This is a genomic window from Variovorax sp. 3319, from assembly GCF_031456585.1.
Taxonomy (GTDB): Bacteria; Pseudomonadota; Gammaproteobacteria; order Burkholderiales; family Burkholderiaceae_C; genus Variovorax; species Variovorax paradoxus_P.
In genome coordinates, this window is record NZ_JAVDUZ010000007.1 from 32970 (window position 1) to 49781 (window position 16812).

Here is a 16812-nt window from a genome sequence, read left to right on the forward strand (position 1 = left end):
ACCGCAGCAGATCCCTCTCTGCGCGCCACGCAAAAAGAAAAAAGCGCCCGCAAACCCTGCGGGCGCTTTTTTCACTACAACACAGTGGAAAAAGAGACATGGAACTCCTTCAAAGCACCGATTTCTGGATCGGCCTGATCAAGATTGTCTGGATCAACATCATTCTTTCGGGTGACAACGCGGTGGTGATTGCCATGGCCGCGCGCTCCCTGCCGCCCGCGCAGCAGCAAAAAGCCGTGCTGTTCGGCTCGGGCGCAGCCGTGGTGCTGCGCATCGCGCTGACGGTGGTCGCGGCCAAGCTGCTGGCGCTGCCGTATCTGCAGATCGTCGGCGGCCTGCTTTTGCTGTGGATCGGCCTGCAACTGCTTGGCGAAGAAGAAGAGGATGACGGCGAGGCCAAGGAATACGGCAGCATGCTGGCGGCCGTGCGCACCATCTTGCTGGCAGACCTGGTCATGAGCCTGGACAACGTCATTGCCGTGGCCGCCGCCGCGCAGGGCAGCATGGTGCTGCTGGTGCTTGGCCTTGCAATCAGCATTCCGCTGGTCATTTTTGGCAGTACGCTCATGATCAAGCTCATGGAACGTTTTCCGATCATCGTCATGCTGGGTGCCGCCCTGATCGGCTGGGTCGGCGGTGAAACCATCGCAAGCGACGTGTCGCTGCACGGTGTGCTCGCGGCCAACCCCTGGCTGCACTATGCGGCCGCGGCCGCCGGTGCGGTTTTTGTCGTGGCTGCTGGCCGCCTGCTGCAAAAGCGCGCCCGCGCCTCGGCCGGGCACTGACGCCGCGCGCCCCCGCTTGTACAAAATGGTGAGCGTCGGCGCGTCCCTCTTCTCCAATCGGCCCCCGCTGTCCTGGGAGTTCGCCGCGCTCACCGATGTCGGGCGCGCGCGTGCCCACAACGAGGACGATCTCCATATCGATCCGGCCCTGGGCCTTGCCGTGCTGGCCGACGGCATGGGGGGCTACAAGGGTGGCGAAGTGGCCAGCGCCATGGCCGTGTCGCTGGTGCATGCCAGCTTTGCCCGTTGGTTTGCGCAAGCCGGGCCCCAGGCGCCCGCACGGGTGATCCGGCGCGCCCTGCAGGCTGCCACCGACGAGGCGAACTCAGCCATTCTCGAAGCCGGTATTGCGAATGAAGAGCTGCAAGGCATGGGAACGACCCTCGTGCTGGCGGCCTTCCGGCCCCAGCGCGTGCTGGTCGGCCATATCGGCGATTCGCGCTGCTACAGGCTTCGCAACAACAAGCTCGAGCAACTCACACGTGACCATTCGCTGCGCCAGCAACAGCTCGACGCCGGCGCAATTACTGCTGAAGAGGCGCTGCATTCGCCGCATCGCAACCTGGTGACCCGGGCTGTGGGCGTAGAGGCACAGGTTGTGCTCGAAATGCACGAGCACACCGCACGGCCCGACGACCTGTATATGCTGTGCTCCGACGGGCTCAGTGAGATGATCTCGGATGCGCAGCTTTTCACGCTTTTGAACCACGATGTCGGGCTCCAGCAGAAAGTATCACTTTTGGTTGCAATTGCAAACGACAATGGCGGACGGGATAACATTTCGGTTGTCCTGGCAAAAGCGCGCGTCGAAGATGCGCCTTCTGCCGCCTAGCCCCAGGCCCGAGCGACTGCCCGTCGTTGCGCCTGCCACCAACCAATTTCTGTAAATCGGGGAGTCGGCAATGCCGAAAATGATCATTTCGGTCGATGGCGTTGTCATCGAGCAAGTGGCGCTCGCCAAAGACCGGACCACGCTGGGACGGCGCGCCTACAACGACATCGTGATCGACAACCTGGCGGTCAGCGGCGAGCATGCCGTGCTGCACATGCGCGGCGGCGAGGTCGAGATCGAAGACCTCAACAGCACCAACGGCACCTACGTCAACGCGGTAGTCGTCCAGAAGCAGGTGCTCAAGGACAACGACGTCATCGAGCTGGGTGGCTGCCGCATTCACTTTCGCGCCCGCAACAGCCAGGGGCTCGGCGCCGGGTCGGCGTATGACCTGGCGGGCGATTATTCTTCTCCCATTCCCTTGTCGTCTGCGCCCACCGAGGCCGGTGCGCTGGTCGAGCTTGGGGTGCCGGTGCTGCGGGACCTTTCAGACGCGAGCGGCGGGCAAGACCTGCCGCTGCAGAAGGTGGTTACCACCGTCGGCAAGCCCGGCGTTGCCGTGGCCGTCGTCACACGCCGCCGGCAGGGCTACGTGGCGGCCAGCGTCATGGGCGAAGTCAGGCTCAATGGGGCTCCGCTCGGCGCGGACGCAGTCGGCTTGCAGGAAAGCGACGTGCTGGAACTCGGCGGCGCCACGCGCATGCAGTTCGTCCGGGTCTGATCTCAAGGCCCGCGTAGCGCCCATGCCATGAATGCGCTCCGGCGGCATTGGCCACGCATCGTCATTACCCTGCTGCCGGTCTTGCTGGCGCTGGCGCATGCCACGGGGGCCTGGCGCCTGGGCGTGCTCGATCATCTCGACAACCTGATCTACGACACGCGCTTGCGGGCCACCATGCCGGCTACGCTCGATCCGCGTATCGTCATCGTGGACGTCGACGATGCCAGCCTTGCGCGGCAAGGGCAATGGCCGTGGGCACGCGACAAGCTGGCCCGGCTCACCGCGGAACTCACCGGACGCCAGCAGGCGGCAGTCCTGGGGTTCGACGTGATGTTCGTCGAGCCCGACCGGAGCTCCGGCCTCGACAAGCTGCGCCAGATAGCGCACGGCCCGCTGCGCGACATGCCCGGCCTTGCGGGTGAAATAGAACGCCTCGCTCCAACGCTCGATAACGACGCCATCTTTGCCAGGGGCATGGAAGGCCAGCCCGTCGCACTTGGCTACTACTTCACGCGAACCGAAAAGCCAGGTGCCAAGGGGCAACTGCCGGCCACGCCTTTGTTGGCCCCCGAGGCCTTTCCGGCGAACCGCGGTTACGCCACGGAATGGAACGGCTTTGGCGCCAACCTCCCGGTGTTGGCAGCGGCCGCGCCGGCATCGGGTTTTCTCAACACGCTGGTCACTTCAACCGGCCAGGGTGTCATTCGCACCGTACCGCTCATTGCCCGTTATGAGGGAGAACACGGCCGGCCGGGCTATTACGAATCGCTGGGGCTCGCCGTCTACAGGCTTGCCAATGGCACGCCTCCCGTGCTGCCGGCTTTTGCACAGGGCGGCTCCGTGCCGCGGCTCCAATCGCTCATCGTGGGCGGACTGCGGGTGCCTGTCGATCAAACCGCCAGCATGCAGGTGCCGTTTCGCGGGCCGGGCGGCGCAAACGGGGGCTCGTTCCGCTACGTGTCGGCCACCGACGTACTCGAAGGCCGCCTGGCGCCGGGCGAGCTAAAGGGCCGAGTCGTGCTCGTGGGCGCCACCGCGCCGGGATTGCAAGACCTGCGTTCCACTCCTGTAGGCGCTGCGTTCCCTGGCGTCGAAGTGCACGCCAACATCGTTTCGGCCATGCTCGACCGCCGCCTGCTCGCCGTTCCCGACTATGCGCCCGGCTACGAGGTGCTGAGCGTGGTGATCGCGGGCCTTGTACTGGCGCTGGGCCTGACGCTGCTTGCAGCATCGCGTGCCGTCGTGCTGGGCATCGTCACCGTTGCCGTGCTGGTCGGCGTCAATGCCTGGCTTTACCAAAACCATAGCCTTGTGCTTCCGCTGGCTTCGGCGCTGGCCATGGTGGCGCTCGCTTTTGTCTTCAACATGGGTTGGGGCTACTTCATCGAGACCCGCGCGCGGCGTGGACTGGCGCGGCTTTTCGGCACCTACGTGCCGCCCGAACTGGTCGACGAAATGCTCGTTACCCCGGGCCGCTACAGCATGCGCGCCGAGAGCAAGAACATGACCGTGATGTTCTGCGACATGCGCAACTTCACCCGTCTTTCAGAGCAGATGACCCCGGCCGAGCTGCAGGCGTTTCTCAACGCGCTGTTCACCCGGCTCACCAGTGTGATCAGCGCGCACCGCGGCACAGTGGACAAATACATGGGCGACTGCGTCATGGCCTTTTGGGGCGCACCAATCGATACCCCCGACCACGCCACGCTTGCCGTGCGCGCCGCGCTCGAAATGGCTGAAGCCGTTCGCGACGTCAACAAAGTCCATGGTGCCGAGGGGCGTCCGCAGATCAGCGTGGGCATCGGCATCAACAGCGGCGTAATGAGCGTTGGCGACATGGGTTCCGCTGCGCGGCGCAGCTATACCGTCGTGGGCGATGCCGTCAATCTCGCGTCCCGGCTCGAAGGCCTGAGCTCGCACTACGGCGTGGAAATCGTCGCCAGCGGAGCCACCCGCGAACTCGCCCCAGGCATCCTGTGGCAAGAGCTAGACAGCGTGCTTGTCAAAGGCAAGGCCCAGGCCATCACCGTATTTACTCCGCTCGGCCCCGACACCGCGGGCCAGACCGCTGCCGCACAGCAGCAAGCCGAGCAACTGCACCGGTGGGCCGGGGTGCTTTCTGCCTACCGCCGCCAGGATTGGGCTGCGGGCCGAAACCTTCTTGATCCTCTGCTTGCCGCAGATGCCAAAAAAGTCCTTTACCAGCTCTACGCCCAGCGATTAGCCTCCATGGCATTGCGCCCTTACGACCCTGAATGGCACGGCGCAACCCGCTTCGAAACCAAATGACGACAGGCACAAGCAAGGGGTCTTTCACAATGCAGGTTCGCGTGCTGGGTTGCTCGGGCGCCATTGCCAAGGACTGCCGGACCACATCGTTCTTGGTCGATACCGACCTCCTCGTGGATGCGGGCACCGGGGTGGGCGATCTCACGCTAGACGAAATGGCGGGCATCGACGACGTAGTGCTTACCCACTGCCACCTCGACCATATTGCCGCGCTCCCCCTCATGCTCGACGCCGTTGGCGCCCGCCGCACGCGGCCCGTGCGCGTACACGCCCTGCGGTCGACCATCGAAGCGCTGCGCGCCCACGTGTTCAACAACGTCATCTGGCCGGATTTCGAGACCATTCCCAGCCCGCAGGCTCCTTTCGTGAGTTTTCACGACATTGCCGTCGGCCAGGTCCTGCAGCTTGGCAGCGCCGTCCCCAAGCGCGTCGAAGTGCTACCTGCCGTGCACACGGTGCCTGCGTGCGGTTTCGCTGTGTGCAGGGCCGAGGGTGGCGCAAACTGGGTTTTTACTGGCGACACCGAGCGCAACGCGCCGTTCTGGGACCGCGTCAATGCGCTGGACGTGGCCATGCTCTTCATCGAGACCGCCTTCAGCAGCCGCGAGCAGGCTCTGGCCGAACGCAGCCTGCACCTGTCGCCGCAGGTGCTGGCCGACGAGCTGGCGCATATCGATCCGGGCAAGCATTACCCGATCTACATCACTCACACCAAGCCGGCGGAAACGGAGGAAATCATGAGCCAGATTCAGCTGCTCGCCGGGCATCAGGTGGCGGGGTTGGCACAGCGGGATATCCGGTGGCTGAAGGCGGATGGAGTGCTTACTCTTTGAACTGCTGGAAGAGCTGGCATGACAAATTTGTCACGCTTCGCAGCCTTTGTAAACGGTTTCTGTCACGTGATGTAACTTGTGTACGTTCGAAGTGACGAGTTTCGTCGGCTAGTGGCACGAAACGGGGTGGCACGGATGCTGCGGTAGGTACTGCGCTCCGGGCTTGGTTCCCGGGCTCAACCAACCAACCTGGAGTTTTGAATGAACCGTCGTTCTATCGCACGCAATGTGCAAAAGGGTTTCACCCTTATCGAACTGATGATCGTTGTGGCGATCATCGGTATCTTGGCTGCTATTGCCATCCCGCAATATCAAACCTACGTTGCCAAGTCTCAGGTGACCCGGGTCGTTGGTGAAGTTGGCGCGCTGAAGACCAGCGTTGAGACCTGTATCCTTGACGGCAAGTTGACCGTCGGCGTTGCCGACGCGACGAACCCGAACAACTGCGACCCGCAAGCCACCGGTTCGAACCTGCTGACCGGCGCCATGCAAGGCAACGGCACGCTCCCCAGCGGTACGGGTGTGCCCCAGGTAAAGTCGCCGCTGACCGGCACGGGCAGCGACACCATCACTGGCGAGTTCGCTGGCAATGCAGCAGCGGCGCTCGCGGGCAAGAAGGTTCAATGGACTCGCGACGCGAACGGCAGCTGGTCGTGCAAGTCGAACGTCGATCAGAAGTACGCTCCGCCCGCATGCCCGGTCGGTACGATCATCTAAGCGATTGGTGATCACACACGAAGCCGCCTTCGGGCGGCTTTTTTGCGTCTGGCAACGCTCAGTTAAGTACTAGATTTGCTGGCTAGCTGCTTAGTGGAACTCCTAAGCAGCAAAGCATCTTGGCATGCAACTCCTTTTGCTTGCTGTCCAAGTACGCATCTTGCGGAAAAAAATAGAGATCGCAGTTAGAACTGCCGTGCAGTTAACTTGGACGATTCAAGGTGCTGATGCGACGAGCGTTTGTGCGCGAAGATTTCATAAACGATTGCATGCAGCGTTGGGTGGCACGCGAACTGCAACTGATTCTCCCAACCAAGGAGAAAGTATGAAGAAGGCTCAAAAAAGATATCAAGGCTTCACGTTGATCGAATTGATGATCGTGGTGGCCGTGGTCGGTGTGCTGGCAAGTATCGCATTGCCCCAATATCAAGCTTATATTTCGCGCGCGCAAGTAACTCGTGTGATGTCGGAGGTTGGCGCCTTGAAAACAGCTGTCGAGACTTGCGTTGTGGAAGGGCGCACAAGCATAGGAGCCGGCAACATGCAATGCGACCCCGGAGCCACGGGCTCTTCTCTCATGACCGTGCCCGCAGCGAATGGCGCCGCTCCTACGTTAGGAGCCCTTCCTGCCGGCACTGGTGTGCCAGCTGTGACTTTTCCCGCCGCTGGCGATCAGACAGCCGTGGTGACGGCCACTTTCGGTAACTCGGCCGCTGCGGTGCTCGCGGGTCAAACGTTGACCTGGCAGCGCGGTACCACGGGAAATTGGACATGCCTCAGCAGTGTTCCCGCCCCGTTCAAATCCCCGCAGTGCTCGTAAATCGAATTCGCTCGAACTGACTAACTCGCCTATGAGCATCCGGTGCAGTGAGGATTTACTTGGATGCCACGGAACTGCCAGCCATGACGCTTCAGCTTAACTGAAAGCGCATATTTGGCGTCGGCAGAAATAGCTGCCTAGCTCAAATCGATCGCTAGCAGGCCGCGCATCATTTTTCCCGTTCTATGACGCCATGTCGGCGCAGATAAGACCGCAAGCTAGAACATTTAGGATCCATAAAAAAGCGCTGCACAGAACTACTCTGGCAGCGCTTTTCAGCAATGGGTCTGGCGCCGCAGGACGCCTCACCTAGTCAGTTAGATCAATCCGCCGTAGGCACTTCCCGCCAGTTCAACAGCCGCAGCGAGGTACCAGGCGGCGGCGTAAACCCGATCTTGTCCAGGTTCCCGCGCACGTCTCCCGAGATCAAGCGCACCTTGCCATCCACGCCCACAAACTTGAGGTCGGTGATCGCAGTGGTGGACTGCACGAATGCAGCGCCGCTGGCCAGGGCCGTGCGGCCGCTGTTGTAGTCGATCGCGTAGATCCGGCTCTGGCCCGAGGGGCTGCAGGCATCGCCGCTGGTCAGCAGCGATGAGAACGCCACGATGCCGTTGAAGGCGGTCGGGCTGGCCAGCATGCGAAGGCCGATGCTGCCCTCCGAGCCCAGGTCGATGTACCAGCCGCGCGAATCCGTGGGAACGACGGTGCCGCTCACGAGATTGGTAACAGCGGTAAGGCCGCTGCGTGTCACGGGCATGGTGTTGTCGGCCGGCTTGAAGGCGGTATCCGTTCCGTCGATCACGGCATAGAAGCTCTGGGTCGCGGCGGAGTTGATGTCGCTCGCATCGAGCAACCGGCCGGTACCGACCATCACGTAGCGCTTGCGTGTCGTGGGCTGGATCTGCACCAACGGCCGCGAGGTGATCGGTTGGGCAGCCGGGGTGGTAGCACCGTCGGTGAAGAGGGCAATCTTGGCTGGTGCAGGGTAGTCCGCGGTCGTACCTGCGGCTGCGGTCACGTCGAAGCGCCACAGCTGCCCGTTCAGATCGCCCACGTAGATTGCGTCCGCCGTGCCGTCGGTCAGGTCGGGAATGAAGGCGGTGGCATGGGTCAAGCCGTTGGCCGTCGCGCCGGTGCTTATCTTCTGCAGGAGCGCGCCCGTTCTCGGGTGCACGAAGTAGAGGTAGCCGTTGCGGTCGGTGTTGTCACCGTGATAGCCCGAGGTCAGCACCACCACCCAGCCGTAGCGCTTGGTCTTGAGGACCAGCGGCGCGCCGTAGCTGAAACCCATGTCTGCATCGGTGAACTCCCACAGCACCTTGCTCGCCAGCACGGTTTCGTCGGTGATCGCCGCGGGATCGGTCACGTCGAGGGCGTAGAAGCTCTTGCCCCCCTTGCCAAGACCTCCGACCAGCAGCGAGCGCCAGTTGGAGCCGGTGGCCGCAAAGCTCCCGCCGGCGCGGTCGAAGTCGACGTCTACCACCTCGGGTGTGGCATCGACGTAGTACTTGTGCAGGTAGTTCGGGTTGCCCAGCTGGGCCAGGCCGTCCGTGGCCGGCGTGGGGGGACTGCTGGGGCCGTTGAAGAGGGCGCTCGGTATGTAGGCGAACTGTTCGCGGCCGGCATCGGTGCCGGTGAGCTCGCCGCGGAAGGCATGCAGCATGCCGTCGTTCGCAGCCGCATAGACCATCGTCGGGCGCGAAGCCCTGGCTGTCTTGAAGGCGGCGTAGCCGCGGTTCACCGCGTCGGAGTACGCCGATGCGGGCGGGCCCACGGGCTTGACCTTCGAGTTGACGATGTCTCCCAGCAGCTTGCTGCGAAGACGGTAGGGCTTGGTTGCATCGGTGGCCGACTTTTCCTGGCTCCGGTCGCCGCGCAGGTAGTTCAGGTAGTTGGCGCTGTCGTCGCCGGTAACGTAGAGCGTGTCGAGCGCGGCGGCTTGGCCGCCCGTGCCGGTGGTGAGATTGCCGATGCGGAAGGCCACGCCGGCCGTGCCGTTCCAGGTGGCAATGCGCCGGTCTGTATTCCAGCCGGTGCCCGCGAACTGCGTCGCGAGCGTGGTGGTGCTGTTCCACGCCGCAGTGAGCGTGGGGGTGCCGTCGGTTGCAAAGCTGATGCTGCTCGCGCTCACTACGCCGGTCCAGTCCTGCGCATCGTATTGCGATGCATACGAAGCCGAGCCGGTTGCCGAAACCTCGAGGGCCGAGAGCGAGAACGACGTGGTGTATGCCTGGATGGCGTTCACGATGCGCTCGAAGGCTTGCGTCAGGCCTCTCACCAGCGTGTCGGGCTGGCCGGCGGCAAAGTAGTTGTCGGGCCGCGGCTGCGTCAGGTTGGCGGCACGTGTGTCGGTCAGCGTCTCGCCGTTCGTCGACCACCAGTCCAGCGGAATGGTGCCGGCGAAGGTGTAGGGGTCGAAGTTGGCCGGCAGCTTCTTGGTGTCTAGTCCGCCGAACTTGGCGGCAAGGTAGAACTGGTTGTTGTATTGGAAAGGTTGCTCCAGCACGTCCACCCAGTAGGTGCTGACTGTCTGCTTGCCGATGGTGTTGGCCTGTCCAGCCACGTCAGGGCGGATGTCCTTGGTGTTGGAGTCGAACGCAAGGCCGGCGATGTAGGCGGAGTTGTTGCGACCGCTGTAATCGTTGGAGTTGCCCAGATTGCCCAGGCCCTGAAGTGCGCCCACGCGATTGGTGGCTGTCACCGCATTCACGGTGTTGTCGTTCGCCACCTCGGGCTGCATGGCCGGCTCGCGGGTGCGGTAGGTGGTGTTGCCGGCAACGTTCTTGTCGACGTGGGTGTAAATGTCGCCGATGCCCAGCACGAAGTTGCGCTGGCACGAATACTGGATGGGGTCACCCCAATTGGTGATCACCGGGAAGCCGTCGACCCAGCCGGTCTTCGTCGCGGCGCCAGCCGCGCCCATCGAGCTCCAGGCATCCACGTTGCCCAGGTTCTTGTAGTACCGGATGACCGCGTAGTACAGCTCGCTCACCGGGTCGTAGCTCTTGTAGTCCCCCGGAAGAATCTGGCCGAACTTGTTCAGGTAGTTCATCACGCCGCTGTCCGAGATGGTCACCCCGGTTGCCGTGCCGGTCGCGGTGGCATCCGCGGCGTCGGGGTTGCGGATGAACGTGCCGTCGGTTTCGCTCCACTCCTTGTTCGCGTTGGTCGCGGGCGCCTGGCCGGGGGTGGGCGCGGTCGGGCCGACAAACTTCTGGCGCGCGCGCAGCACGCCGCCGTCTCGCTGGTCGCTGCTGTCGTTCAGGTAGCCGAAGGCGCTGAAGCGCATCTTGTCGGCGTATTTCTGAATCAGGCCTTCGGGCTTGTAGTTGGAACCGTAGGCCTTGCAGTTGGCTTCGAGTCCGCCGGCAGCGGCAGAAGGGTCGCACACCTTCACGCGCATGGTGTAGTCGCTGTCGACCGGCCCTGCGTCCGAGAATGGGACGAAGGCGTTGTTCGACGTGGGCGTGCGCCAGAGGAACTGCATCACGGCGCCGCCACCCTTTTCGTAGTACTCGATCTGCACGCTGAATGTCTGGCCTGCGGTGAGCGTGATGGTCTCGGAGTCGTCGGTGGCCGAGCCGTGGTCGGTCCAGTTGTTGATCCGCCGGTTGCCGTTCGTGAAGTTCTGGCCGCCGTTGCCGTTTGCATTGACCCAGAGCCGCACGCCGTCGTCGCTGATGGTGCGGAACACGTAGTCGCCGGCTACGGGGGCCGTGTAGGTACCGACGAAACGCGCCGAGAAGTTGTCGGCGTTGACGCCATTCACGGGAGCGGCGGTGCCCCAGTCGTGGTTGGCGGTGTCCGCGGCGACAGTGGCAATCACCGTGCCGTTGAGATTGACGTTGTTGAAGTACTGCGCCGTCATCGTGCGGCCGGCGCCGCCGCCGTTGGCGGTCACGCGCATCTTGAAGCCGCGATTGGTGATGCTCGTTCCCAGCGCCGTGGCGTTATTGAACGGCGTCGCACCGGCAATGGCTGCTACGGGGAGTGTGCGATCCGGAAAGAGGCCCCGATCACCGTGCCAGGCCTTCTCGAGAATGGTGGTGGTGGCGGTATCGACCACACGCCGGCCACCGGTCATTGCCCAGCGGAACGGGTCGATGGTGGCGGTGGACGCCCAGTTCAGGAAGTTGCCGCTCCACTTGTCGTCGTTGGCGCCCGTGCAGGTGCGATTGGTGGCGGCGCCGGCCGGGTAGAAGTAGCTGGAATCGCCCTTGTCGGTGGTGCTGACGCCGTTGGCCGTGGTATCGACCTGGTACAGGTAGCATTTAGCCGGATCGAAGTAGCCCAGGTAGTTGGTGTTGCTGGAGTAGTTGCCGACGTGGGCCGTGCGCGAAGCCGTGGGCCATTCCACCGATAACGCCAACGCCAGGTTGCCTGGCACTTCGGAGGTCGAGAACACGGGCTGGTTGGCCAGCGGCACCGCAGACGCTACCAGTGCACTGCCCAGCGCCAGGCTGAAACCGGTGGCAATGCCCGCGTAGCGCAGTGCGCGAACGAACGAATGAGTTCTTTTTTTCATGATTCGCCTGTGCCTTATTCGGGCTTGGAGAAGGAGGCTTGCAGGAACACCTGCGTATCGCGCGGACCGTCGACGCGAACCGAGACGCGGTAGATGGGCGGGCTTGGAATGGATGGGCCGGGCGTGGCCAGCTGGCTCTGGTCGCCACCCAGCGTTTCGGTACTCGACGGGGTGTAGACGCAGCCGCTCTTCCCGATGGCCGCGAAGGTGCCCGTGGCATTGCACATGCGGTCGATCACGTAATACACCGTGGAGCCGCCGCTGCCGGCGATGGGCGTGGCGGTGGGCGTGAAGGTGTTGCCCAGCACGTCGGGGCCGCTCAGATTGGTCTTCTTCAGCAGCGCCTGCGGAATGCCCTGGGCGTTGGTGGCCAGCTGGACCGCGCTGTAGTTCGCCGCCGCCACGTTGTTTGAAGTCGCGCCAGCGGCGGCAAGCGCGCCGCTGGCCTGGAATTCCCGCATGGCCTTTGCGACGGCAAGTTCGCCCTGGTTGACCAGGTCGCGCTTGAAGGCGAGATTGCCTGCTCCAACGAGTGATGTGTCCATCGACCGCATGACCGCCACGCCGCCGGCGAGCAGCACGACCAGGATGATCAGGCAGAACAGCAGAACCACGCCGCGCTCGCGCGCCGGTCCGTGCATTTTGGAAAGTGTCTTCATGGGAAAGGCAGCAACAGCATGTTGCGAAGCGGGATGGTGGTGTCGATGACGCGGTGGCGGTATCTCCGGTCGTCGGTCGCAATGGTGAGCGTGCGACGGCGATCCGCCGGCAGGTCGCTGAAGACGGTCAGGTTGCCTGCCATGACGGGTTCCTTCTCCAGAAGGCTGCTTTTCATGACCAGCGCAACTCGTGCCGCCACAATGTGGCGCATGGTGTCGGGTGCAAGCATCAGCGTGCCAATTGCATAGCCGCTGGCTGCGGGATCGATCCATGTGTCGACGACACCGTTGCTGTCCGTGTCGACGCCATACACCGCGTACATGGCAACGACACCGTCGGCCAGCGCCTGCATGGCCGAAGCGTCAGTGCCCTCGTCGCCCCCCGTGCCGGCTGCCCGCAGCAAGTCGTAGGCGACCAGCGTGCGATTGGCGTTGACGCCGACAAGCTGGAACTGAAGGTTGTTGGCGTTCACGTTGCCCAGCGGGGTGTAGAGCGACGAGCCGTCCGCTGCGAGCGTGGCAAGCGACGTGGTGGCGCCGGTCGAGGTGAAGTAGCGGCCCCCCATTCCCAGCACTTCGTTGCCCGCAGCCGTCAGATCCGCGTTCGTCGAGTTCACCTGTTCGAGCAGGCAATCGGCCGTGCCTTCCTTGCTGACCAGGCCGATGTCGCCGTTGCGCAGGCCGATGGTGTTGTCCAGCCGCAGATTGCTGTTGCCGGGAAAGCCGGAGCGGATGCGGCGCGGCACATCGCCCGCCGCCGCGTTGCCGCCCATGACCACGAGGGTGTCCGAAGCGCCAGCGGTTGCGCCCTTGGCAATCAGGAAGGGCGCGAGCCGCAGATTGCCCGCCGCGGTGGCCCCCGAGCCGCCGAGCAGCGTATCGAACGGTGCCGGAAACGCGGATGTGGTCCGCGGCAATATCGTCGTGGCCGTGCCGCCGATGAGACGCGAGGCGCTCAACCGGCAGCCGAACACCCCGCGCATGCCGGTCTGCGCAAAGCCGGAGCCGGCGCTTCGAAGCAGGCGATCGATCATGTAGGCGGCATACGAGCCGCTCTGGTTCATGTCGTTGGTCGTCGTGGTGCTGCGCTTGTGCGCCTCGCCGACGGTGACGGCGCTGGTTACGGCGAGCACCACGACCAGGCCGATGACCATGGCCACCAGCAGTTCGATCAAGGTCAGGCCGCGCTGCGCGGCGCGTGAAAAGGGCTTGGAGCGGACGTTCATGGCGGGGGTGGCAGCGTGACGCGCGTGGTGAGGCGGCTGGGCTCATCGGTTGCGCGTTGGGGGGGGCGCCAAGTGATGACGATGTCGGCGGAGTTGGTCGTGGCGTCCGAGGTGATCGTGACATTGCCACTGGGCAAGCCCCCGGCTTGCGGATTACTCGCTCGGGTGGTCCAGGCCGCGGCGTCGATCACGACCGTGCGAGTGGTCCACATGGTGGCAGCGATGTCGTTGGCGATCAGCGCGGCGCGATTGCGGTCTTCGGCATCGATCGACAGGTTGATCGCGCGCGCCTGAAGACCGATCAGGCCGAGCACGCCCAGCGAAAAGAGCAGCACTGAGACCAGGACTTCGAGCAGCGCAACGCCGGCTTGGCCGCGACGAGAAGAGTTGGCGAGGCGTTTCATGGTGCAGCGGGGCAGCCGTCTGGTTGGCTGGCTGAGAGGGTTCTGGCTGGATCGCACAGGCGCAGCTGGCCACCCAAGGCGACGGTGACTCGCAGGGGGCGGTCGCCCTCGACCACATCACTCATCTGGATGTCGTATGAGTAGCCGGCTGCCGGCGGCGCGTCGCACACGGCGCCGGTCACGCCCGGCGAAGTGTTCGGCACAAGGCGCCCGAGCGAGTTGAAGCAGATCGACTTCGGCCCGGTGACCGTGACGTTGGTGCCGACGTCTCGAAGAATGCCGGCCTGGACGAACTCGCTGACTTCGCCGTCGGTCATCAGCGTGACGGTGTTGACGGCCCAGTTGCTGCCATTGGCAACGGCCGTATAAGTGCTGCTCGTGGGCTTGTCGTTCGTCAGCGAGAACACGATCTGCCGGTTGCGGCGGGTCGCTTCCGTCTGAGCGAGGCGCAGACCGTTCTGCAGCGAATCGCTCACCGTGCGGATCTTGTTGTTTCGCACCCACCCGATCATCGACGGCGTAGCCAGGGCGGCAAGGATCGCCATGATCGCAACTGTGACGATCAGCTCGACCAGGGTGAAGCCCCGTTGGCCTCGCTGCATCAGCACGCCTGCCCCTTTTTCACGATCCAGGAGGAGGTGCAGGGGCTGGTCCAGCCCGACCAACCCGAGGGCATTCCAGCCGTGGCGCGCACGTTAGATTCGGTGATTGTGTAGACGGCTCCGGTGGCGGGGCCACTTCCAGCTGCCCTGAGCGTGTAGGTCGTGTCGGTGGGCGCGCCGGGCGCGGGACAAGTCACAACGAAATTGCCGAAGGTGCGCTTGTTGACCGGAACACTAGCGTCACACGGCGGTACCAGGGACGACGATGGCACGGCTGCGTAGGTCCGGTTGTCCTGAAAATAGCGTTCCATATCAGCACGCATGGTCGACAGGGCATTGGTGCCGTCCACCACATAGCCGCGCCGCACGTAGTCCTGGTAGCTCGGGATCGCAATCGCCGCCAGCACACCGATGATCACAACGGTGATCATGATTTCGATCAGCGTAAAGCCGCGTGAACCGCGTCGATCTCTCAGGGGTTGACGCAGAACCGAATGTTGTTTCATTGACACCTTTCGCGCCCGGCCACACCTCCAGAAGGCGCCGGGCAACAGTTGCAGACAGTTGTCAAAGAATGTCTCCAATTGTGTTTTTTTGCAAAACCGCTCGTCTGCGGTTGGTAGCCATTCGTCGGCTCCCAGTCGGCACAATCGGCGGAATGACTTCTCGTGCAGCGCCCCTCGAGGTGGCCGCCCTTCCATCGACAGCCGTGGGCGCCGTGCGGGCTGGGCTGATCGCATTCCCTTTTCTCTGCCCGCTGGTAGCCGGCCCCTCCGTCCAGGCTTGGCAGCTGTTCGCCACGTGGATTTGTGTTGCCGCACTGCTTCTCGTGATACCTCCGGCCGCCCCGGCGAGGGGCATCTGGCTTTGGCTGGCGGCGGGCATCGCCGCAGTCGTGGTTTCCTCGCACGGCTCGCCCGCCCTATGGCTTCCCGTCGTCGCCGTGCTAAGCGCCATGGCCGTCGCAGCGTGTGTGGGCACTGGCATCGCTCGGGGCGGGCCACCCGCCGCGTCGGTGCTGGCGAACGGCGTCCTCGCAGCCGGCCTCATCAGCGCCGTCCTCGGCCTGCTCCAGTACTACGGCCTTGCCGAACCCCTAGTCCCCTGGACCACCACCCCCGCGCTGGGTCAGGCATACGGCAACCTGCGCCAACGCAACCAGTTCGCCACGCTGATCAGCATGGCGCTTGTCGCGGCGCTATGGATTCACGCCACGCAGCCGTCGACCCGCATTAGGCGTTGGCTGCTGTCAGCCGCTTTGCTGCTATTGGTGGCCGCGGCGGAGTCAACGTCGCGCACTGGCTTGCTTCAGCTGCTATCGATCGTCGGTGTGGCGACTCTGATCGCCTGGCGGGAGCGTCGCAGCAAGCCTGAAAAAGCAGTAGGGAGCGGGCCCCCTTACACCTTGCCGCCGCCGCTCCTGCTGCTCGCGATGATCCCGATCTATTTCGCCATCGCCTGGATCCTGCCCCAGCTCACCGCCAGCGAGGTCGAGGGCATGATGCGCCGGCTGCAGGAAGGCGCGCCGGGCGATCACACGCGGCTGATTCTTTGGCGCAACGTGCTCACGTTGATTGCCGAGCATCCCTGGACAGGGTGGGGATGGGGCGAACTGGCCTTTGCGCACTACAGCACGCTTTATTCAGGGCCGCGGTTTCCAGAGATTCTGGACAACGCGCACAACTTGCCGCTGCACCTGGCTGTGGAACTGGGCATTCCAGCGTCGGTACTGATCTGCGGCAGTTTCATCTGGATGGTGCTGGCAGCGCGACCTTGGCGCGAGCGCGATCCGGCGCGCCTCATGGCCTGGGGCATGCTGGGCGCGATCGTGCTGCACAGCTTGCTGGAATATCCGCTCTGGTACGGGCCCTTCCAGCTGGTGTTCGGGCTGTGCCTTGGAATGCTGTGGCCCGCGAGGCGCGCGCCTGCGTGGCTTGCTTCGCAGCGGCAGCATCTCAAGGTCAAGTGGCTCAACGCCGCCGTCTTGTCCGCGGTAGCGGCCTCTGTGCTGGCAGCGGTGGTTGGCTACGCCACGTGGGACTACATCCGCATAAGCCAGATCTACCTGCCGCGCGACGAGCGTTTGCCGGCCTATGAAGACGACACCCTGGCCAAGGCCAAGGGGTCGTGGCTTTTTGCGAGGCAGGTGGGGTTTGCCGAGCTGACGCTCACGCGGGTCACGGCCGCCAATGCTGCCGAGATGCATTTGCTGGCCGAGCGCACGATGCATTTTTCGCCCGAGCCTCGCGTGATCGTCAAGCTGATCGAAAGCGCCGAGCTGACGGGCCGAGACCAGGAGGCCTGGGAGCAGGCGGAGCGCTTTCGCATTGCCTTTCCGGAGGAATACGAACGCTGGCTGAAGGGGCTGCCGGTCGACAGGCGAGCGCCCTAGCGAG

14 protein-coding genes are annotated in these 16812 nt (G+C 63.9%); 8 read left to right on the forward strand and 6 right to left on the reverse strand.

All coding sequences use genetic code 11. From position 1 onward, the window contains the following. Window positions 1-98: 98 nt before the first annotated feature. From J2X67_RS15235 to J2X67_RS15265, 7 genes are all read left to right on the forward strand, one after another. Window positions 99-785: a TerC family protein gene (locus tag J2X67_RS15235; protein WP_309954131.1), complete on the forward strand. Its 687-nt coding sequence runs from the start codon at window positions 99-101 to the stop codon at window positions 783-785. A 25-nt stretch (window positions 786-810) separates the two neighbouring features. Next, the gene (locus J2X67_RS15240) at window positions 811-1617 is read left to right on the forward strand and encodes a Stp1/IreP family PP2C-type Ser/Thr phosphatase (protein ID WP_309954132.1); all 807 of its coding nucleotides are present in this window, start codon (window positions 811-813) and stop codon (window positions 1615-1617) included. Window positions 1618-1687: 70 nt separating this feature from the next. Beyond that, a complete protein-coding gene (locus tag J2X67_RS15245) occupies window positions 1688-2338 on the forward strand; it encodes an FHA domain-containing protein (protein WP_309954133.1) in 651 nt (216 codons plus the stop codon). A 27-nt stretch (window positions 2339-2365) separates the two neighbouring features. Beyond that, window positions 2366-4627 carry an adenylate/guanylate cyclase domain-containing protein gene (locus tag J2X67_RS15250; RefSeq protein WP_309954134.1) on the forward strand — a complete coding sequence of 754 codons (2262 nt, stop codon included), beginning with the start codon at window positions 2366-2368 and terminating at the stop codon, window positions 4625-4627. 29 nt (window positions 4628-4656) lie between these two features. Continuing rightward, window positions 4657-5460: a 3',5'-cyclic-nucleotide phosphodiesterase gene (locus J2X67_RS15255; protein ID WP_309954135.1), complete on the forward strand. Its 804-nt coding sequence runs from the start codon at window positions 4657-4659 to the stop codon at window positions 5458-5460. Window positions 5461-5661: 201 nt separating this feature from the next. Beyond that, entirely contained in the window at window positions 5662-6177 is a 516-nt protein-coding gene (locus J2X67_RS15260; RefSeq protein ID WP_309954136.1) for a pilin, read from the forward strand. A 124-nt stretch (window positions 6178-6301) separates the two neighbouring features. Beyond that, window positions 6302-6997: a pilin gene (locus J2X67_RS15265; protein ID WP_309954137.1), complete on the forward strand. Its 696-nt coding sequence runs from the start codon at window positions 6302-6304 to the stop codon at window positions 6995-6997. A 322-nt stretch (window positions 6998-7319) separates the two neighbouring features. Here the strand turns inward: J2X67_RS15265 and J2X67_RS15270 are convergent, their stop codons facing one another. Genes J2X67_RS15270 through J2X67_RS15295 form a run of 6 tightly spaced genes read right to left on the reverse strand, consistent with a single transcriptional unit; the run spans window position 7320 to window position 14922 of the window. Continuing rightward, a complete protein-coding gene (locus J2X67_RS15270; protein ID WP_309954138.1) occupies window positions 7320-11525 on the reverse strand; it encodes a PilC/PilY family type IV pilus protein in 4206 nt (1401 codons plus the stop codon). Window positions 11526-11539: 14 nt separating this feature from the next. After that, window positions 11540-12184 carry a hypothetical protein gene (locus tag J2X67_RS15275; protein WP_309954139.1) on the reverse strand — a complete coding sequence of 215 codons (645 nt, stop codon included), beginning with the start codon at window positions 12182-12184 and terminating at the stop codon, window positions 11540-11542. Beyond that, complete coding sequence (locus J2X67_RS15280) at window positions 12181-13410, reverse strand: PilW family protein (RefSeq protein WP_309954140.1); 1230 nt, start codon at window positions 13408-13410, stop codon at window positions 12181-12183. The genes J2X67_RS15275 and J2X67_RS15280 overlap by 4 nt, the downstream gene beginning before the upstream one ends. Beyond that, the gene (pilV, locus tag J2X67_RS15285; protein ID WP_309954141.1) at window positions 13407-13814 is read right to left on the reverse strand and encodes a type IV pilus modification protein PilV; all 408 of its coding nucleotides are present in this window, start codon (window positions 13812-13814) and stop codon (window positions 13407-13409) included. Before pilV ends, J2X67_RS15280 begins: the two co-directional genes overlap by 4 nt. Beyond that, the gene (locus J2X67_RS15290; protein ID WP_309954433.1) at window positions 13811-14416 is read right to left on the reverse strand and encodes a GspH/FimT family pseudopilin; all 606 of its coding nucleotides are present in this window, start codon (window positions 14414-14416) and stop codon (window positions 13811-13813) included. Before J2X67_RS15290 ends, pilV begins: the two co-directional genes overlap by 4 nt. Then, complete coding sequence (locus tag J2X67_RS15295; RefSeq protein WP_309954142.1) at window positions 14416-14922, reverse strand: type IV pilin protein; 507 nt, start codon at window positions 14920-14922, stop codon at window positions 14416-14418. Before J2X67_RS15295 ends, J2X67_RS15290 begins: the two co-directional genes overlap by 1 nt. A 203-nt stretch (window positions 14923-15125) precedes the next feature. Here J2X67_RS15295 and J2X67_RS15300 point away from each other — a divergent pair, with 203 nt between their 5' ends. Then, the gene (locus tag J2X67_RS15300) at window positions 15126-16808 is read left to right on the forward strand and encodes a Wzy polymerase domain-containing protein (protein WP_309954143.1); all 1683 of its coding nucleotides are present in this window, start codon (window positions 15126-15128) and stop codon (window positions 16806-16808) included. The last annotated feature ends 4 nt before the right edge of the window (window positions 16809-16812 follow it).

Bases quoted from the DNA above. Each gene is read 5' to 3' on its own strand.
- J2X67_RS15240 (WP_309954132.1), top strand. From the start codon at position 811: ATGGTGAGCGTCGGCGCGTCCCTCTTCTCCAATCGGCCCCCGCTGTCC.
- J2X67_RS15250 (WP_309954134.1), top strand. From the start codon at position 2,366: ATGAATGCGCTCCGGCGGCATTGGCCACGCATCGTCATTACCCTGCTG.
- J2X67_RS15295 (WP_309954142.1), bottom strand. From the start codon at position 14,922: ATGAAACAACATTCGGTTCTGCGTCAACCCCTGAGAGATCGACGCGGT.
- J2X67_RS15280 (WP_309954140.1), bottom strand. From the start codon at position 13,410: ATGAACGTCCGCTCCAAGCCCTTTTCACGCGCCGCGCAGCGCGGCCTG.
- J2X67_RS15255 (WP_309954135.1), top strand. From the start codon at position 4,657: ATGCAGGTTCGCGTGCTGGGTTGCTCGGGCGCCATTGCCAAGGACTGC.
- J2X67_RS15235 (WP_309954131.1), top strand. From the start codon at position 99: ATGGAACTCCTTCAAAGCACCGATTTCTGGATCGGCCTGATCAAGATT.
- J2X67_RS15270 (WP_309954138.1), bottom strand. From the start codon at position 11,525: ATGAAAAAAAGAACTCATTCGTTCGTTCGCGCACTGCGCTACGCGGGC.
- J2X67_RS15265 (WP_309954137.1), top strand. From the start codon at position 6,302: ATGCAACTCCTTTTGCTTGCTGTCCAAGTACGCATCTTGCGGAAAAAA.
- J2X67_RS15275 (WP_309954139.1), bottom strand. From the start codon at position 12,184: ATGAAGACACTTTCCAAAATGCACGGACCGGCGCGCGAGCGCGGCGTG.
- J2X67_RS15245 (WP_309954133.1), top strand. From the start codon at position 1,688: ATGCCGAAAATGATCATTTCGGTCGATGGCGTTGTCATCGAGCAAGTG.
- J2X67_RS15290 (WP_309954433.1), bottom strand. From the start codon at position 14,416: ATGCAGCGAGGCCAACGGGGCTTCACCCTGGTCGAGCTGATCGTCACA.
- J2X67_RS15260 (WP_309954136.1), top strand. From the start codon at position 5,662: ATGAACCGTCGTTCTATCGCACGCAATGTGCAAAAGGGTTTCACCCTT.
- pilV (WP_309954141.1), bottom strand. From the start codon at position 13,814: ATGAAACGCCTCGCCAACTCTTCTCGTCGCGGCCAAGCCGGCGTTGCG.